11 protein-coding genes are annotated in these 14,631 nt (G+C 55.2%); 4 read left to right on the forward strand and 7 right to left on the reverse strand.

Features of this window, described 5'->3' with window-relative positions; all coding sequences use genetic code 11:
• Window positions 1–10 precede the first annotated feature (10 nt).
• From HBA55_RS15100 to HBA55_RS15110, 3 genes are read left to right on the forward strand one after another with little or no spacing between them, the layout of a single operon-like run.
• Window positions 11–1,312, forward strand: coding sequence for a cytosine permease (locus HBA55_RS15100; RefSeq protein WP_166992997.1), 1,302 nt, complete (start codon window positions 11–13; stop codon window positions 1,310–1,312).
• On the forward strand, window positions 1,309–2,850 hold the full coding sequence (locus HBA55_RS15105) for a hydantoinase/oxoprolinase N-terminal domain-containing protein (RefSeq protein ID WP_166993001.1): 1,542 nt from the start codon (window positions 1,309–1,311) through the stop codon (window positions 2,848–2,850). The genes HBA55_RS15100 and HBA55_RS15105 overlap by 4 nt, the downstream gene beginning before the upstream one ends.
• Before the next feature lie 10 nt (window positions 2,851–2,860).
• A complete protein-coding gene (locus HBA55_RS15110) occupies window positions 2,861–3,979 on the forward strand; it encodes a DUF917 domain-containing protein (protein ID WP_166993005.1) in 1,119 nt (372 codons plus the stop codon).
• Window positions 3,980–4,008: 29 nt separating this feature from the next.
• Here the strand turns inward: HBA55_RS15110 and HBA55_RS15115 are convergent, their stop codons facing one another.
• On the reverse strand, window positions 4,009–4,908 hold the full coding sequence (locus HBA55_RS15115) for a carbohydrate kinase family protein (RefSeq protein WP_166993007.1): 900 nt from the start codon (window positions 4,906–4,908) through the stop codon (window positions 4,009–4,011).
• Between the two features lie 240 nt (window positions 4,909–5,148).
• On the opposite strand from HBA55_RS15115, the gene HBA55_RS15120 reads away from it, so the two are divergent.
• A complete protein-coding gene (locus HBA55_RS15120; protein WP_166993009.1) occupies window positions 5,149–6,516 on the forward strand; it encodes an MATE family efflux transporter in 1,368 nt (455 codons plus the stop codon).
• Window positions 6,517–6,526: 10 nt separating this feature from the next.
• Here the strand turns inward: HBA55_RS15120 and HBA55_RS15125 are convergent, their stop codons facing one another.
• The 6 genes from HBA55_RS15125 to guaD all read right to left on the reverse strand — a co-directional run bounded on the left by HBA55_RS15125 (window position 6,527) and on the right by guaD (window position 14,565).
• A complete protein-coding gene (locus HBA55_RS15125; RefSeq protein WP_166993011.1) occupies window positions 6,527–7,789 on the reverse strand; it encodes a neutral/alkaline non-lysosomal ceramidase N-terminal domain-containing protein in 1,263 nt (420 codons plus the stop codon).
• Window positions 7,790–8,029: 240 nt separating this feature from the next.
• A complete protein-coding gene (locus tag HBA55_RS15130; protein ID WP_166993013.1) occupies window positions 8,030–8,566 on the reverse strand; it encodes a GNAT family N-acetyltransferase in 537 nt (178 codons plus the stop codon).
• A gap of 185 nt (window positions 8,567–8,751) precedes the next feature.
• Window positions 8,752–9,393, reverse strand: a complete 642-nt coding sequence (locus HBA55_RS15135) for a TetR/AcrR family transcriptional regulator (RefSeq protein WP_166993016.1) — start codon at window positions 9,391–9,393, stop codon at window positions 8,752–8,754.
• A 164-nt stretch (window positions 9,394–9,557) separates the two neighbouring features.
• Window positions 9,558–11,735, reverse strand: a complete 2,178-nt coding sequence (locus HBA55_RS15140; protein ID WP_166993018.1) for a malate synthase G — start codon at window positions 11,733–11,735, stop codon at window positions 9,558–9,560.
• A 262-nt stretch (window positions 11,736–11,997) separates the two neighbouring features.
• Entirely contained in the window at window positions 11,998–13,203 is a 1,206-nt protein-coding gene (locus HBA55_RS15145) for a urate hydroxylase PuuD (protein ID WP_166993021.1), read from the reverse strand.
• Window positions 13,204–13,251: 48 nt separating this feature from the next.
• Window positions 13,252–14,565, reverse strand: a complete 1,314-nt coding sequence (gene guaD, locus HBA55_RS15150; RefSeq protein ID WP_166993024.1) for a guanine deaminase — start codon at window positions 14,563–14,565, stop codon at window positions 13,252–13,254.
• Window positions 14,566–14,631 lie beyond the last annotated feature (66 nt).

A 14,631-nucleotide genomic window follows, 5' to 3' on the forward strand; every position in this document is an offset into this window, starting at 1 on the left:
AGCAATGCTGATGACGGCAAACACGCAACAACCCAGTGACGACTGGCTGGACGATTACCCGACTACGCCAGTGCCCGAGTCGCGCTTTACCTCGGGCTTTCGCATCTGCCTGATTATTTCGGCGGTGTCTTTTGCGCTGCCCAATCTGGTGGCAGGGCTGGAGCTGGGATCGAGGTTGGGAGTCGGCACCAGCCTGGCCGCGTTTCTAACCGGTGGCCTGGTGCTGGCGCTGATCAGTTTCGTAACGGGGCTGGTGGGTACACTGAACCGTTTGTCGTCCTACATGATCATCCAGTTTGTGTTTGGTCGCCAGGGGGCCAAGCTGGTGAATCTGATGTTCGCCGTGGCCATGCTTGGCTGGTTCGGTATTAACATCGATTTGCTCAGTCAGGCCCTGATCTCGATCTTTGAGGCTGGTGAGAAATCTGTTTGGTTGTTTGAAGTGACGGGTGGCGCAATCATTACCATCACCACACTGTTTGGTGTGCGTCTGATCAATGGCTTGTCCACGTTGTTTGTGCCGGTATTGGTCGCGGTGTGCCTGTATCTGCTGAGCCAGGTACTGGGAGCCGGTAATGATCCCGTCGTGCCGTCGACAGCGCAGGAGCCCCTGACCTACGGCGAGGCGGTCTCAGCCGTGGTGGGTGGATTGATTGTGGGTTCCGTGCTGTTACCGGACTTTACCCGTTTTATTCGTAAACCCTCTCACATGTGGCTGGTGGCGGCGGTACCGTTTCTGATCGTCGAACCGTTTGTTCTCACCATAGCCGCGATTTCCGGTGAGGTTACTGGCGAGAGCGATGCACTGACCATGATGTTGGCCATGGGATTGGGCTGGGGCGCATTCCTGTTGGTGATTATGTCCAGCTGGATTCTTAACAGCATGAACCTGTACAGCTGCTCGCTGAGTGTGGCCAGTGTATTTCCAAGGGGTACCGAGTGGAAGCAAGTAGTGATACTCGGCATTGCCGGCACCCTGGCGGCTTCGTTCAATCTGTTGGATTATTTGGTCACCTTCCTGTTTTACCTGGCCATCACCTTTGCGCCTGTGGCGGGCATTTACGTGGTGGATTTCTTCCTGCTGAGGCGCTGCCGGCCCTACGATGTCTCCCGCTTGTCGTCCATCGATTCCGTAAATTGGGCAGCGATTGTGGCCTGGGGCTTCGGCATCTGGGCGTCCATTCTGTCAGCGGAAATGGGCATTAGCCTGACCACCATTGAAGCCTGCGATGCGGTGCTGTCATCCATGGTGGTGTACGGGGTGATGAGTGAATTGATGAAAAAAGTCAGTGGAAAAGAGTTAAGCGTATGAAAATTGGTATTGATGTGGGCGGTACCCACACCGACGCTGTCGTGGTAGACGGCAACAATATTATTGCGGCCGTCAAGTCGCTGACGACAGAAGATATCAGCAGCGGCATTACTCATGCGCTGGAGTCCGTTCTGAATGAAGAGGGTGTCGAGTCGTCAAATATTCAGGCAGTGATGATTGGCACCACCCAGTTTACCAACGCCGTGGTTGAACGCCGCCATATGAACCCGGTAGCGGCAATTCGTATCGGTCGTCAGTCCTCAGCCGCAGTTCCGCCCAAAGTGGGTTGGCCCGTGGACATAGACGCTTGCCTCGGTAGCGAGGTGTTTATGCTGGAGGGTGGCTATGAATATCATGGTGGCCCCATCTGCCCGCTCGATGACAGGGAAGTGGATGCATTGATCAAGAGCTTACGGGCTCGCCAAATCGGCGCTGTGGCGTTGTGTGGTGTTTACGCGCCGGTTAATGCCGAGCAGGAAAACGCGGTGGCCGATCGCATCAAGGCGGAACTGCCAGAGGTGGATATTACGCTTTCGCACCAGGTGGGTCGTATTGGCCTGTTGCAGCGGGAAAACGCCGCGCTCTTGAACGCTTCGTTGATGGGATTGTCGAAAAAAGTTATTCGCGCGTTTCAATCTGCGCTCAAATCCCAGGCGATTCAGGCTCCCCTATTTATCAGCCAGAACGACGGTACGGTAATGACCGCCAGCTACGCGGAGCACTTTCCGGTACTGACTTTTTCCTCCGGCCCCACCAATTCCATGCGCGGCGCCGCCTTTCTCTCTGGTCTGCGCGACGCGATTGTCATCGATGTGGGCGGCACCACCGCGGATGTGGGTATGCTGGTGCACGGTTATCCCCGTGAGTCCAATGTTGCCATTGAGGTGGGCGGCGTTTCCACCAACTTTCGAATGCCGGATATTCTGCCCCTGGCGCTTGGTGGTGGCAGCATTGTGCAAGAGGACGGCAAAACCATTGGTCCCATTTCCGTGGGGCACGATTTGGTTTCCCGGGGTCGTATATTTGGTGGCGATACACTGACGGCAACGGATATTGCCGTTGCTGCAGGCGTGGCGGAAATTGGCGAACCCGCACGAGTGTCAGCACTTTCAGAACAGACGGTGCAAACCGCCATGGCACGCATGCGCGAAATGCTGGCCGATACCGTGGATCGCATTAAAACCGGTGATCAACCCCTTTCTGTTATTGCCGTTGGCGGAGGGGCATTTCTGGTACCCGAGGATTTGCCCGGAGCAGAATCCGTGTTGAGACCCGGCAATGCCGGTGTTGCCAATGCCGTGGGTGCCGCATTGGCAGAGATTGGCGGTGAAGTGGAAATGCTCTATGTGCCAGGCAAGACCAGCCGCGGTGACGCCATTGCCGAAGCCACACGCCTGGCGACCGTCAAGGCCGTAGAGGCAGGCGCCTGTAGCGACACCACCCGTGTCACCGATATTGAAGAAACCACCCTGGCCTATATGGCCGAGGACACCGAGCGCCTGCGCGTAAAAGTCGTTGGCCAGCTGAAGGCGGCATAGGAGACCTGGTATGAGCAGAACTGGAATAAGCAATGCACCAAAAATCATTAATGCCGAAGATATTCAAGACATTGCCGTCGGCAGTAGTTTTCTTGCCACGGGTGGTGGTGGTGATCCTTACATCGCCCAGCTTACCACGGAGCAAATTCTCAAGCAGTCCGGAGGTGTTGAGCTGCTCTCCCTCGATGCGGTGCCTGACGACGCCCTGGTGGTGGCCATCGGTGGCATTGGCGCGCCGATGGTATCGTTGGAAAAACTCGGTAATGGCCAGGAGCCTCTGTGGGCATTGGAAGCCTTGGAAGCTCACGTCGGACGCAAGGCGGATGCCTTGATTTCATTTGAGGTGGGTGGTGCCAATTCCCTGATACCTATTGCCGCTGCCGCCCAGCGCAATTTGCCGGTCATTGATGCCGACGGCATGGGGCGGGCTCTGCCGGAAATGCAAATGGTCACCTTCAGCATCTATGGTGTCAAAGGAACTCCCATGGCCGTGGTGGATGAATTTGGCGATAGTGTTGTCATTAACGCTCGCAACAGCAGCGCCGCAGAGCGACTGGTGAGAAACGTGAGCCAAGCCATGGGCGGTGCCTGTGTATCCGCCGAGCATATGATGGATGGTGCCACTGCCAAACAAGTTTCGGTACCGGGCACCCTGGATCTGTGTCGTCAGGTAGGCGCCGCCATACATCGTCATCGCGGTAATCCGAGCGCTTTTCTGCAGGATCTGGAAGGCATTATGGGCGGCTCTATCTATGGCACAACCCGAGTACTTTCCGAAGGCAAAGTCGTCGATGTGCGTCGGAAGATCGAGGGCGGGTTTAATATCGGCGAAATCGTTCTGGAGCCCTTCGGCGATCCCGAAAACCCGGTGGTGATTCAATTCCGCAATGAATACCTGACGGCGGAGCAGGGTGGCCGCCAATTGGCCATGGTGCCGGATTTGATCTGTGCCATTGATGCCGATACGGCGTTGCCGGTGACCGCCGAAAGTGTTCGTTTTGGGCAGCGGATGATATTTGTGGGTGTGGGTGCGCCGGAGATTATGCGCCGGGAGCAGGCGCTGGAGTTTGTGGGGCCGCGGGCGTTTGATATGGCGTTTGATTTTACGCCGTTGGAGGAGATTGCCTGAGTGGGGGGCTATCAAGCCCCCTTAGACATCTACCTCCTGGAGAAATCCTGGAAAAGCCCATCCAGCGTCTCGGGGGACAGGGATGGGTTATAGAGTTTCCTGGATCCTACACACAATGCAGCCGCAGCCGATCCGTATAGCATGCAGTTCTGAACGCTTGCGTTTTGGAAATGAGCGAACAGGAATCCGCTGAAGTAAGCGTCTCCCGCACCGTTGCTATCCACTAGCGGAAAGTCCGGCAGGATATCCTGCTGGTACCATCTTCCCTCGGAGGTCAGCGCCGTCGATCCTTCTTTACCGTGGGTGCAAACCACCAGCTCTTTACCCGCGTTGATCTGCTGAGCCATAAAGCTCTCATAGTCCGGGAGGTTATCACTGGAGACAAAGATAACGTCTGCCATATCGATAAATTCCCGGTGGTAGCTGTCTTTGCCGTCGTAGTCGTGAAGATCGATCCACAGGGGCTTGTTATGAGCTTTGGCGATGGCCAGTGTCGGTCGGGTATAGTCCAGAATACTGATGGCCGCGATATCGGTTTTCGCCATAGCCTTGGAAATTGATTCGACATCGATTTCCTTGGGGCAATCGGGCGGGTGAGTAAAGATGGATATTCTTTCGCCGGAGGGCGACATCAAGTTGGTATGCTGCTCTGTTGGCGCTTGGGTTAGCTCAACCAGTAGCTCGATGTTAGGGTGTTGCAATTCGCCCAGAACAAAGTCTGCCTGGGAATCCTGCCCTACGATGGTGTGCAGCGTCGTATCTATTCCCAGCCTCGACAGATTCAAGGCTTTACCCGCACCGGTGCAGCCGACTCCCTGGTAGCTCTCTTTGGCCCAGATAGTCTGTGGCCCCGGTTCCATTGGCGAGGGAAGGTGAATGATGGTATCAAGGGAAGTACCCCCGACCAGCAGTACGTGTTTTTTCTTCATTAGAAATTCCCTCTTTAATTGAACTGCAAGGGTTGGCATGACGTCAGGCATCAAAAATCCTACCCAAAACGGGACTCAATTCAATCCAATTCCTGCTATTGACGGCTGGTCCGTACATGAATACGTATGCACTTTCGATAAAGTGGACCCCGGGTGCGATAAAGCGGAATCCTGTCTTCTACAAAAGGCAAATACCCCTTGTAGAATGCCGGACTTTTCCTGCTGGCGGGTCACGGCCTCATGATGTCTTCTTTTCGCTCGCGACGTTTTCTTCCTGAGTTTCGCCAAATTGCCTTGCCGGTGATGGCGCTCGCCGTTCTCAACGCCACCCTCGGTATTGCCGATGTCATGATGGTGGGGTCTCTCAGCAGCGATGCGGTGGCCGGTGTAGGGCTCGCCGCTAAACTGCACTTTATCACCATCCTGGTGATTCTTGGATTTGCCACTGCCGGCCGCGTGCTTGTGGCTCAGTACTACGGTGCGCGGCAATCCGGCAAGATCAAGGAAAGCCTGGTACTGACGCTGTTTACCAGCGTCTGGATGATCTCGCCCTTTGCGCTATTGTTTGGCTTTTCGCCCGAATCCTGGCTGCGCTATATCAGCGACGATGTGGGTATTGTTGAGGTGGCCGGTCGTTATCTTGAGATTACCGCAGTGATTGTGATCTTTTCGGCGATCAATCTCAGTTTCGAGATCTCGCTGCGCGCTGTGGGTTACGTCAAGCTACCCCTGTATCTGGGGGGCGCGGCTGCTGTGACCAATATTGTGCTGAACTACATGCTGATCTTTGGCCGTTTTGGGGCTCCGGAACTTGGTGTGGAGGGGGCCGCCTGGGGTTCTTTTTGGGCTCGCACGTTGCAGTTGGGCGTTCTTATGGCCGTGCTCTACGTCAGCCGAAATCCGCTGGCGCCCAGACTACGGGACCTGAAAATCTTGCGGGATAAATCCCGTTGGCAGGCCTATATGAGCTATGCGCTGCCGGTGGTGGGTACCTTTATCCTGTTTGGCGTGGGCAGCTCACTCTACTATGTGATTGCGGGCCGTATGGGGGAAGACGCCCTCAAGGTCATCAGCATTATTTCTCCGATTGAGTCGCTGATGATGGCCGTGTTCGCTGGATATGGCGAGGCGGTGGCCATACTGGTAGGCCGGGCGCTGGGCGCACGCAAATATCAGTTTGCCTGGTTGTTACGTCAGTTTACAGCTCGCTGGGGTATCGCATTGGCAGCCTTGACCGGCGTGCTGCTCTGGCTCAGCCATCCGCTGATTCTGGCGCCCTTCAGGGGCCTGGAGGGTGAGACTCGTCAGCTTGTTCTCAACAGTTACCTGATTCTGTGCCTGCTGATCTGGGTCCGTGTGCAGAACATGATCATCATCGTTGGCGTTTTACGGGCAGGGGGCGATAACCGCTGGTGCCTGAATCTGGAAATTATCACACTCTGGCTAGTTGGCCTGCCGTTCAGTGCGGTTGTCGGGTTGTTTCTGCAGTGGTCGTTCGAATGGGTGTATCTGATGATGTTTCTGGAGGCGATCATCAAATGGCTGGCTTCAGAGTGGCGTATTCGGCAGAAAGTCTGGTTGAATAATCTCACCCATGTTCTGGCCTGACGCCGTGCCTTTATGGTGCAGTGGACCTTGATCGGTATAGTGCCTCAAGGGACTCGATAGCGTCGTTGAGTTGGCGTTCTCCAGCACTGGCATCAATCCAGAGATCTTTGAGGTCGGCTCCATAACCACCATATTGCATAGCTTCTCTGGTTGGCACATATCCCAGTGAGCCGTTGGTATAACCCACAAAGAAGGTATGTTTGACAGGACTTTTCTGTTTAAGCCTGACACCGAATTGATTGAAAAACTCACCGGAGAAACTGGCGAGTGCGATAGTGTCGGTGAGGATCAGCGTATTGACTTCGGCTGGGGCAACGTCGAGATCAGACGCTTTGACCACCGGCAAAGAGTAGCCCTGGTTGCTGAAACTGAAGCGCCCGCGCGCCTGGTATTGAGTAATGTCCGCCAGGGTTTTCATGACTTCATCAGCCAGCTTTTCACCGAGTTCGTTGGATTTTTTCAAAGCCACAGCCGTGGGTTTGGTGTCCGCTTCATAGGGGTTAACGTCACCGGCAGCACCGAGCAGGAACAATGTTTCTCCTTCACCGCGTCGCTTGAGGCTACTGGCCAACTGGCCGGGATAGTCCGCCGAAATCACCACATTGTTCAGGTCCATGGTAACGACCGGGTGCGCACTGTAGTTCACAATATTGGCCAGGGTGTCTCCGTTCTGCTTCTTGATATTGATAACCCCCACGGATTGATCAACGCGTCGATTGGATACTCGCTGAGGATTCGTCCATAACATTTCGGCACTACCGCCCGGTTTACGGATAATGCGGTTATAGGCTTCATCCAATTGCCCCTCGGATGCGCCGATCTTTACTGGCTCCATAGTCGTTAGCGCCGCCTCGGTAGCTGAGACGATTTTCTCCTTCAGTGCCTTATAGTCGTAGTTGCCCACATAACCGGAGTGGGTATGGGTGATACTGAGAAAAACCTGATCAAAGGAAAACTGCGACCGAAGAGCGGCCAACAACTCTGCATAGGCCGTGGGGTGAATATACCCCAGATCCAGTGCGATCAGCGCGATTCGGCTGTTGTCGTCGGACAGGATAAGTGATTTGGCGTAGAGGGGGTCCGAGATATCACCCACGGTTTTGGAACCCGAGGCCAGGGTTTCAACGACATCGTTGTGAGCCACGGGGGTAATGACGGCCGATGATACGCCTGCACTAAAGTTCCCTGTCTTTATTTCCGCCACTTTGGATTCTGCCGCAGCGGTGAAGGAGGTATTCATCAGAATCAATACCCACAGCCATATTCGCTTCATATTCTCGTCCCGATGTGTTGCCGGTGTTACTTCCGTGATAGAAGCGTTTGCTTTTATCATCCTGGCCGCAGGGCGACTAGAGGAATGCGCCGAGAAGGACTCACGCTGCGATTAATTGGTCCCCAATCCACCCGCCAGTGCCACTGTTTCGTGGAACGGGGATAGGTGCAAGCGGCATCCACTCTTAAGGATTATATTGAAGTTGAAGCCATCGGCGGCCAAATACAGATCAGTGTCACCTTACCAGTACTTGGGGTCGTCCAGTGCTGCGACACATATCGTTTTACCCTCCATGGACGGAATCGGGTCACCATTAAGCGACTGTGCAAGCCAGCCTTGCGGTTGGCTTAATGGCTGGGGTGCCTCTACTGCGGTTTCGTTGATGTGGCAAAAGCCTACCTTCGAATAGTAATTTGGGTCGCCATAAGTAAAAGCTAAATTCACCTGTAAGGATTTTAGGTGGTCTAGTCCAAACTTAATAATCTTTTGGCCAATACCTGTTCCTTGCAGGCTTGTGCAGACTGCCACTGGTGAGAGTATAAACGCCAACTGGCCTTTGGGTACGTTAAGCCTGCTAAAGAATATGCTGGCAACAATACGATCATCATCGATTGCAATGAAACCGATCAAATCTTCGGGCTCCGTAGTGGCAATCAGCTCAGAGACCAGATTGCCTATAATCTGTCCTTCGGATTCACCCTCGGAATCCGCGAAAACGTCAGTGAACAATTTAATGACCTCTTCTGTATCTGATTTCCTAAATTGTTCCAGTTTCATAGCCATGGCTCGCGAATACATGTCTAATCTCTCTCAGGTAAATACCGGCCAAGAAAAGCAGTAACTCCATTAGTGATCTAATTCCCAATAAGCGCAACCCAGTACAGTTGTTGGCGAATTTGAATCGACACAAAAATGAAAAGGGGGCCGAACACCCCCTCAAAGAAATCATCTGAATACCGGACTCAGCTAATCCCACACCCCTTCAAAACCATCCTCACCAAGTTATCCGCAATCCGTTCAAAATCCTCATCATCCAACTGCTCCTTATTCATCGCCGCCAGCACCTGCACGCCGAAATCCGCATAGTGCTGGGTCGAGCCCCAGATAAAGAACAACAAATGAATCGGGTCGATGGGGTCCATCTTGCCCTGGTCGATCCAGGATTGGATGGCCTCCACCTTGCGGCCGATCCATTCCCGGAAGTCGGTTTTCAGGTATTCGCTCAGGTGGGGGGCACCGTGGATGATTTCGCTGGCGAAGATCCTTGAGGCGGCGGGGTTGGTTTTGGAGTACATCACCTTGGCGCGGATGTAGGCGGTGAGGGCTTGCTTGGGGTCGTCTTCCGCTCGAATGGTATCGAAGGTGGTGTTCCAGATCTCGACGATGTCGCCCAGGACGGCGGCGTAGAGGTCGAGTTTGTTTTTGTAGTAGTAGTGGATGTTGGCCCGGGGCAGGTCGGCCCGTTCGGCCACGCGCTTCATGGAGGCGCCTTTGAAGCCGTAGGTCAGGAACTCTTCTTCGGCAGCCGCCAGGATGACCCCTTGGTTTTTCTGGCGAATGCGGCCGGCGGGTTCCTTACGCCGGTTTTTGATGATATCGGTCATGGTGCTGTGGGTACCGCTCTCTTAAATCCAGTCACTTGATTATAGGGAAAGAGGGCGGCAGCGACCAGAGCCCAGCGCCCGTAGTTGGTGGATTCCCGCCCCTTTTTGTATGGGGGCGGGGATAATGCTGAGCCCAAGGTTACCGCCATGCTGACGGGCTGGGATCAGAGGTTTTTGTAGGCCCTGCGGCGGCGGTGCAGGGCGGGTTCGGTGTAGCCGCTGGGTTGCTGCGTGCCTTCGAAGATGAGGTCTCGGGCAGCAGCCATGGCGACCGTATTGTTCGGATTTTCGCCAAATGGGCGGTAGTCCGGGTCGTTGCTGTTTTGTTGGTCCACGAGTTTGGCCATGCGCTGCAGGCTGGCCTCGACTTGTTCCTGGCTGCAAATGCCGTGGTGCAGCCAGTTGGCCAGGTGTTGGCTGGAGATGCGTAAGGTGGCGCGGTCTTCCATCAGGCCGACGTTGTTGATGTCCGGTACTTTGGAGCAGCCCACGCCTTGGTGGACCCAACGCACGACGTAGCCGAGGATGCCCTGGATATTGTTGTCCACTTCTCGTTCGATGGCTTCGGGGGCCAGGGTTTCTTTGAGGAGTGGAACAGTCAGCAGTTTTTCCACTGATGCCAGCGGTTGTGTTGCAAGGGTTTTGCGACGCTCGCTGACATCCACCTGATGGTAGTGCAGGGCGTGCAGGGTGGCGGCGGTGGGGGAGGGCACCCAGGCGCAGTTAGCCCCGGCGGTTGGGTGGCTGATTTTTTCGTTCAACATTTGGGCCATGGCGTCCGGTATGGGCCACATGCCTTTGCCGATCTGGGCGCGGCCGTTGAGCCCGCATTGCAGGCCGATGGCGACGTTGCGAGTTTCATAGGCGTTGATCCAGGCTTGCTGTTTCATGGCTTCTTTAGTCACCATGGGGCCGGCGTCCATCACGGAGTGGATTTCGTCGCCGGTGCGGTCCATAAAGCCTGTGTTGATAAACACCACCCGCTCCCGCGCGGCGTGGATGCATTGTTTCAGGTTAACGGAGGTACGGCGTTCTTCGTCCATCAGGCCCAGTTTGAGGGTGTTGCGTGGTAGCTGCAAGGCTTGCTCAATGCGTTCAAACAGGGTGACGGCAACGGCCACTTCTTCGGGGCCGTGCATTTTTGGTTTGACGATGTAGATGCTGCCCGTGCGGGAGTTACGCAGGGGGCCGGTACGCTTGAGGTCGTGGATGGCGGTCAGACTGGTGATCATGCCATCGAGAAACCCTTCAGGGATTTCTTTGCCGTCGGCGGTGAGTACGGCGTCGGTGGTCATCAGGTGGCCGACGTTACGCACGAACATGAGGCTGCGGCTGGGCAGGGTCAGAGTTGAGCCGTCGGTGGCGGTGTAGGTGCGGTCCGGATTGAGGCGGCGGGTGATGGTCTTGCCATTTTTGCCGACTTGCTCCTGCAGGTCGCCTTTCATCAGACCCAGCCAGTTTTTGTAGACTTGCACTTTATCATCGGCATCGACGGCGGCGACGGAGTCTTCGCAGTCCTGAATGGTGGTGAGGGCGGCTTCCAGCAGCAGGTCTTTGACGCCGGCACGGTCGGTCTGGCCGACGGTATGGGTGCGATCGATCTGGATTTCGACATGCAAGCCGTGGTGTTTTAACAGTACCGATTCCGGTTGCCGGGGCATGCCGAGGTAGCCTATCAGTTGCTGAGGTTGCTCCAAGCGGGTGATCTGGCCATCACCCAGGGTTACCTGCAGTTCGCCATCTTCAATGGCATAGGCCGCCGCTTCGCGATGGGAACCGGTCTGCAACGGAAAGTTCTGGTCGAGAAAACGCTTGGCAAAGGCGATCACCTTGTCGCCACGCACGGGGTTGTAGCCCGGTGTTTTGTCTGCGCAGTCGTCGTCTTCAATAATGTCGCTGCCGTACAGGGCATCGTAGAGGCTGCCCCAGCGGGCATTGGCCGCATTGAGGGCGTAGCGGGCGTTCATTACGGGCACCACCAGTTGCGGGCCTGCCAGTTGTGCAATTTCCGCGTCCACGTTGGCGGTGGTGATCTGGAAGTCGTCAACGTCCGGGGCGATGTAGCCGATGTTTTGCAGGTATTGTTGGTAGTTTGCCAGATAGGCTTTATCGTCCGATTGCGCCGGGTGATCTCTGTGCCATTGCCCAAGTTGTTGCTGCAGCTGTTGGCGTTTTTTCAACAATGCCTGGTTTACGGGTGTCAGGTCTTTGCAGATGTCTTCCAGGGATTTCCAGAAGGCTTCGGCATTGATACCGGTGCCGGGGATGATGTCGTGGTTGACCAGTTGGTATAAGGGTTCGGCGATTTTCAGTCCGCCGATATTGATCCTGCTGTTTGTCATAGTTTGTTTTACTTCCAGTCTTACATACGTACAAAAAACAACAGGCTTTTGGAGCGCTGTTGTTTGGATATTGCCACGTCTTTGGTGGATTACGGTTTCGCCTAATCCACCCTACGCGGAGCACATCTTTAGTGTGGCAAATTGGATTCAGGTTGGACCAAAACCCAGATACAAAAAATCCAGTTACCCGCCTGTAGTCGGGTAACTGGCAAAAGCCATAGAGGATTAGAACTCTATAGGTGTGACACTCGGTAATACTGCGTTAGTGTTCTGGCGCCCCCTGCGCGACCCAAAGGGCAATGTACTGGCGCTCTTCGTCGGTCATGTGGGTTTTGTTCATAAACGGCATGTCGGTGGAGTCTACGGTGCGGGCTTTAATGCGTGGTGCCCACTGCTTCATGGCGGTCATATTGTCAAAGGTGACGCCGCCCGGTGGTGTGGTAAACATATCGTCGGTGGGTGCGCTGGAGTGGCAGGTACCACAACGGGCCGTTAGGATGGTTTCTACCTTGGTTACGTCCACATTGCTGACGGAATGTTCGTGTCCGGCAGGTGGCGTGACAGATTTAGGCGCAATCATGACCGCCAGAGCAATGGTGGCGAGGCCGGCACCTACCAGTAGAGCGGGGTTTTGCTTACCGGTGTGGCGAGCCACAAAGAACACACGGATGGCGGCGGTGATGGCAAAGATAATCATCAGTACCAGCCAGTTGTAGCCGTGGTTGTAAGTCATTGGGTAGTGGTTGCTGATCATAATAAAAATCAGCGGCAATGTGGTGTAGGTATTATGGGTAGAGCGCAGCTTGGCTTTCATGGCCCAGGAGGAATCCGGCGCTTCGCCTTTTTCTACCGCCTCTACCAGTGCACGCTGGCCGGGCATAATTGTGCTGAAGACGTTACCGGCCATGATGGTACCAATAACCGCACCCATATGGATGTAGGCACCGCGGGCGCTGAAGACTTCGGTCAGGAACCAGGCGAGGCCGGTGGCCAGTGCCAGCAGAATCAGACCCAATGCCAGACCGTGGTCCGCCAGTTTGGTGCGGCACAGACCGTCGTAGACAAACCAGCCACCGATGATGGAACCCAGACCAATGGCAATGGCTTCCATCTGGCTCAACTCGGCAATGCGCGGGTCGATAAGGTAGGCTTCGGCGCCCACGTAGTACATCAGGGTCAGCAGCAGGAAGCCGGTAATCCAAGTGGTGTAGGCTTCCCACTTAAACCAGTGCAGGTGCTGGGGCATGGCGGGCGGGGCCAGTTTGTATTTGGCCACCTCGTAAAAACCACCGCCGTGGATGGCCCAGAGATCACCGCGAATACCTTTGTCCGCTTTCTCCTTGGGGGGAGTTTCGAGGCTGTTGTCCAGCCAGACGAAGTAAAAGGATGCTCCGATCCAGGCAATGCCCGTAATCACATGGGCAAAGCGTAAAATCAGGTTTAACCATTCTGTCAGATAGGGATCCACGGTGAATACCTCCAGCCTATTTCATTATTTTAAATTTAATCGCACGAGTTATTTTTCGTCGCGCTGATGGGCCTGTTCACCCATCACGTAAGTTGCTCGAATGGCGCGGTCGTCGCCGAGAATGCTCAGCACAAATAAACGCTCCATCAAATCGCGGCACTGCTGCATGCGCAGGTCCATCAATGGTGTGGCTTTGTAATCCAGCACCACAAAATCCGCTTCTTTGCCCACGGTGAAGTTACCGATCTTGTCGTCCAGATCCAGCGCGCGGGCACCGCCCAGGGTCGCCAGGTAGAAAGACTTCAGTGGGGTGAGTTTTTCACCACGCAGCTGTTGGGTCTTGTAGGCCTCGTTCAGCGTTTGCAGGATGGAAAAACTGGTGCCGGCGCCGACGTCGGTGCCCAGGCCCACTTTGATGTTGTATTGCTCTGCCTGTTTGAGGTTGAACAGGCCGCTGCCCAAAAACAGGTTTGAAGTGGGGCAGAAGGACAGAGCGGATTGGCTTTCCGCCAGACGCTGACATTCGTCTTCACACAGGTGAATGCCGTGGGCGAATACGCTGCGTTTGCCCAGCAGGCCGTGTTGGTCGTAGGCGTCCAGGTAGTGTTTGCTGTCCGGGAACAGTTCCGATACCCACACCACCTCGTTGGCGTTTTCGGAAAGGTGGGTGTGCATATACACATCCGGGTATTCCTTCAGTAGCTCGGCGGCGCGGTGCATCTGCTCGCTGCTGCAGGTGGGTGCGAAACGCGGGGTAACGGCGTATTGCAGTCGGTCGCGGCCGTGCCACTTTTCGATCAGGGCCTTGCTTTGTTCGTAGCCGCTGTCGGCGCAGTCGGTGAGTTCTTCCGGGGCGTTGCGGTCCATCAGCACTTTACCGCAGATCATGCGCAAGTTTTTGGCCTGGGCGTGTTCGAAGAAGGCGTCCACGGATTCCGGGTGAACGGTGCCGAATACCAAAGCGGTGGTGGTACCGTTGCTCAGCAGCTGGTCGAGGAAGAACTCGGCACGCTGGCTGGCGTATTCGCGGTCTTTAAACTGAGTTTCCGTGGGGAATGTGTAGGTGTCCAACCATTCCAGCAGTTGCTCCCCGTAGGAGCCGATCATCTCGGTCTGCGGGTAGTGAATATGGGTATCGATAAAGCCGGGGGCGATCAGGCCGTCGGTGTGGTGAATCACCTCGGTGCCTGCGGGCAGGTCGGCGAGCATCTCTTCCGCTTTGCCCAGCGCCTCGATGCGGCCGTTGTGTACCAGCATCAGACCGTCTTCCAGGTACTGGTATGATTTCTCTGACGGCATTTGGGCCGGGTCGCCCAAAAAGTGGAGAATGTCGCCGCGAAATGCCTTTAGTGTATCGCTCATGGTTTTGTTCTCTTGAACTTTCGTTTTTTCGTTTCTTCGTTCTTTCGTAGGGTGGATTAGGCGCTT

Origin of the sequence: Pseudomaricurvus alkylphenolicus, assembly GCF_011683955.1 — a bacterium.
Taxonomy (GTDB): Bacteria; Pseudomonadota; Gammaproteobacteria; order Pseudomonadales; family Cellvibrionaceae; genus Pseudomaricurvus; species Pseudomaricurvus alkylphenolicus.

Coding starts and splice junctions, on each gene's coding strand:
- HBA55_RS15105 (WP_166993001.1), top strand. CDS start 1,309: ATGAAAATTGGTATTGATGTGGGCGGTACCCACACCGACGCTGTCGTG.
- HBA55_RS15100 (WP_166992997.1), top strand. CDS start 11: ATGACGGCAAACACGCAACAACCCAGTGACGACTGGCTGGACGATTAC.
- HBA55_RS15120 (WP_166993009.1), top strand. CDS start 5,149: ATGATGTCTTCTTTTCGCTCGCGACGTTTTCTTCCTGAGTTTCGCCAA.
- HBA55_RS15140 (WP_166993018.1), bottom strand. CDS start 11,735: ATGACAAACAGCAGGATCAATATCGGCGGACTGAAAATCGCCGAACCC.
- HBA55_RS15135 (WP_166993016.1), bottom strand. CDS start 9,393: ATGACCGATATCATCAAAAACCGGCGTAAGGAACCCGCCGGCCGCATT.
- HBA55_RS15130 (WP_166993013.1), bottom strand. CDS start 8,566: ATGAAACTGGAACAATTTAGGAAATCAGATACAGAAGAGGTCATTAAA.
- HBA55_RS15115 (WP_166993007.1), bottom strand. CDS start 4,908: ATGAAGAAAAAACACGTACTGCTGGTCGGGGGTACTTCCCTTGATACC.
- HBA55_RS15110 (WP_166993005.1), top strand. CDS start 2,861: ATGAGCAGAACTGGAATAAGCAATGCACCAAAAATCATTAATGCCGAA.
- HBA55_RS15125 (WP_166993011.1), bottom strand. CDS start 7,789: ATGAAGCGAATATGGCTGTGGGTATTGATTCTGATGAATACCTCCTTC.
- guaD (WP_166993024.1), bottom strand. CDS start 14,565: ATGAGCGATACACTAAAGGCATTTCGCGGCGACATTCTCCACTTTTTG.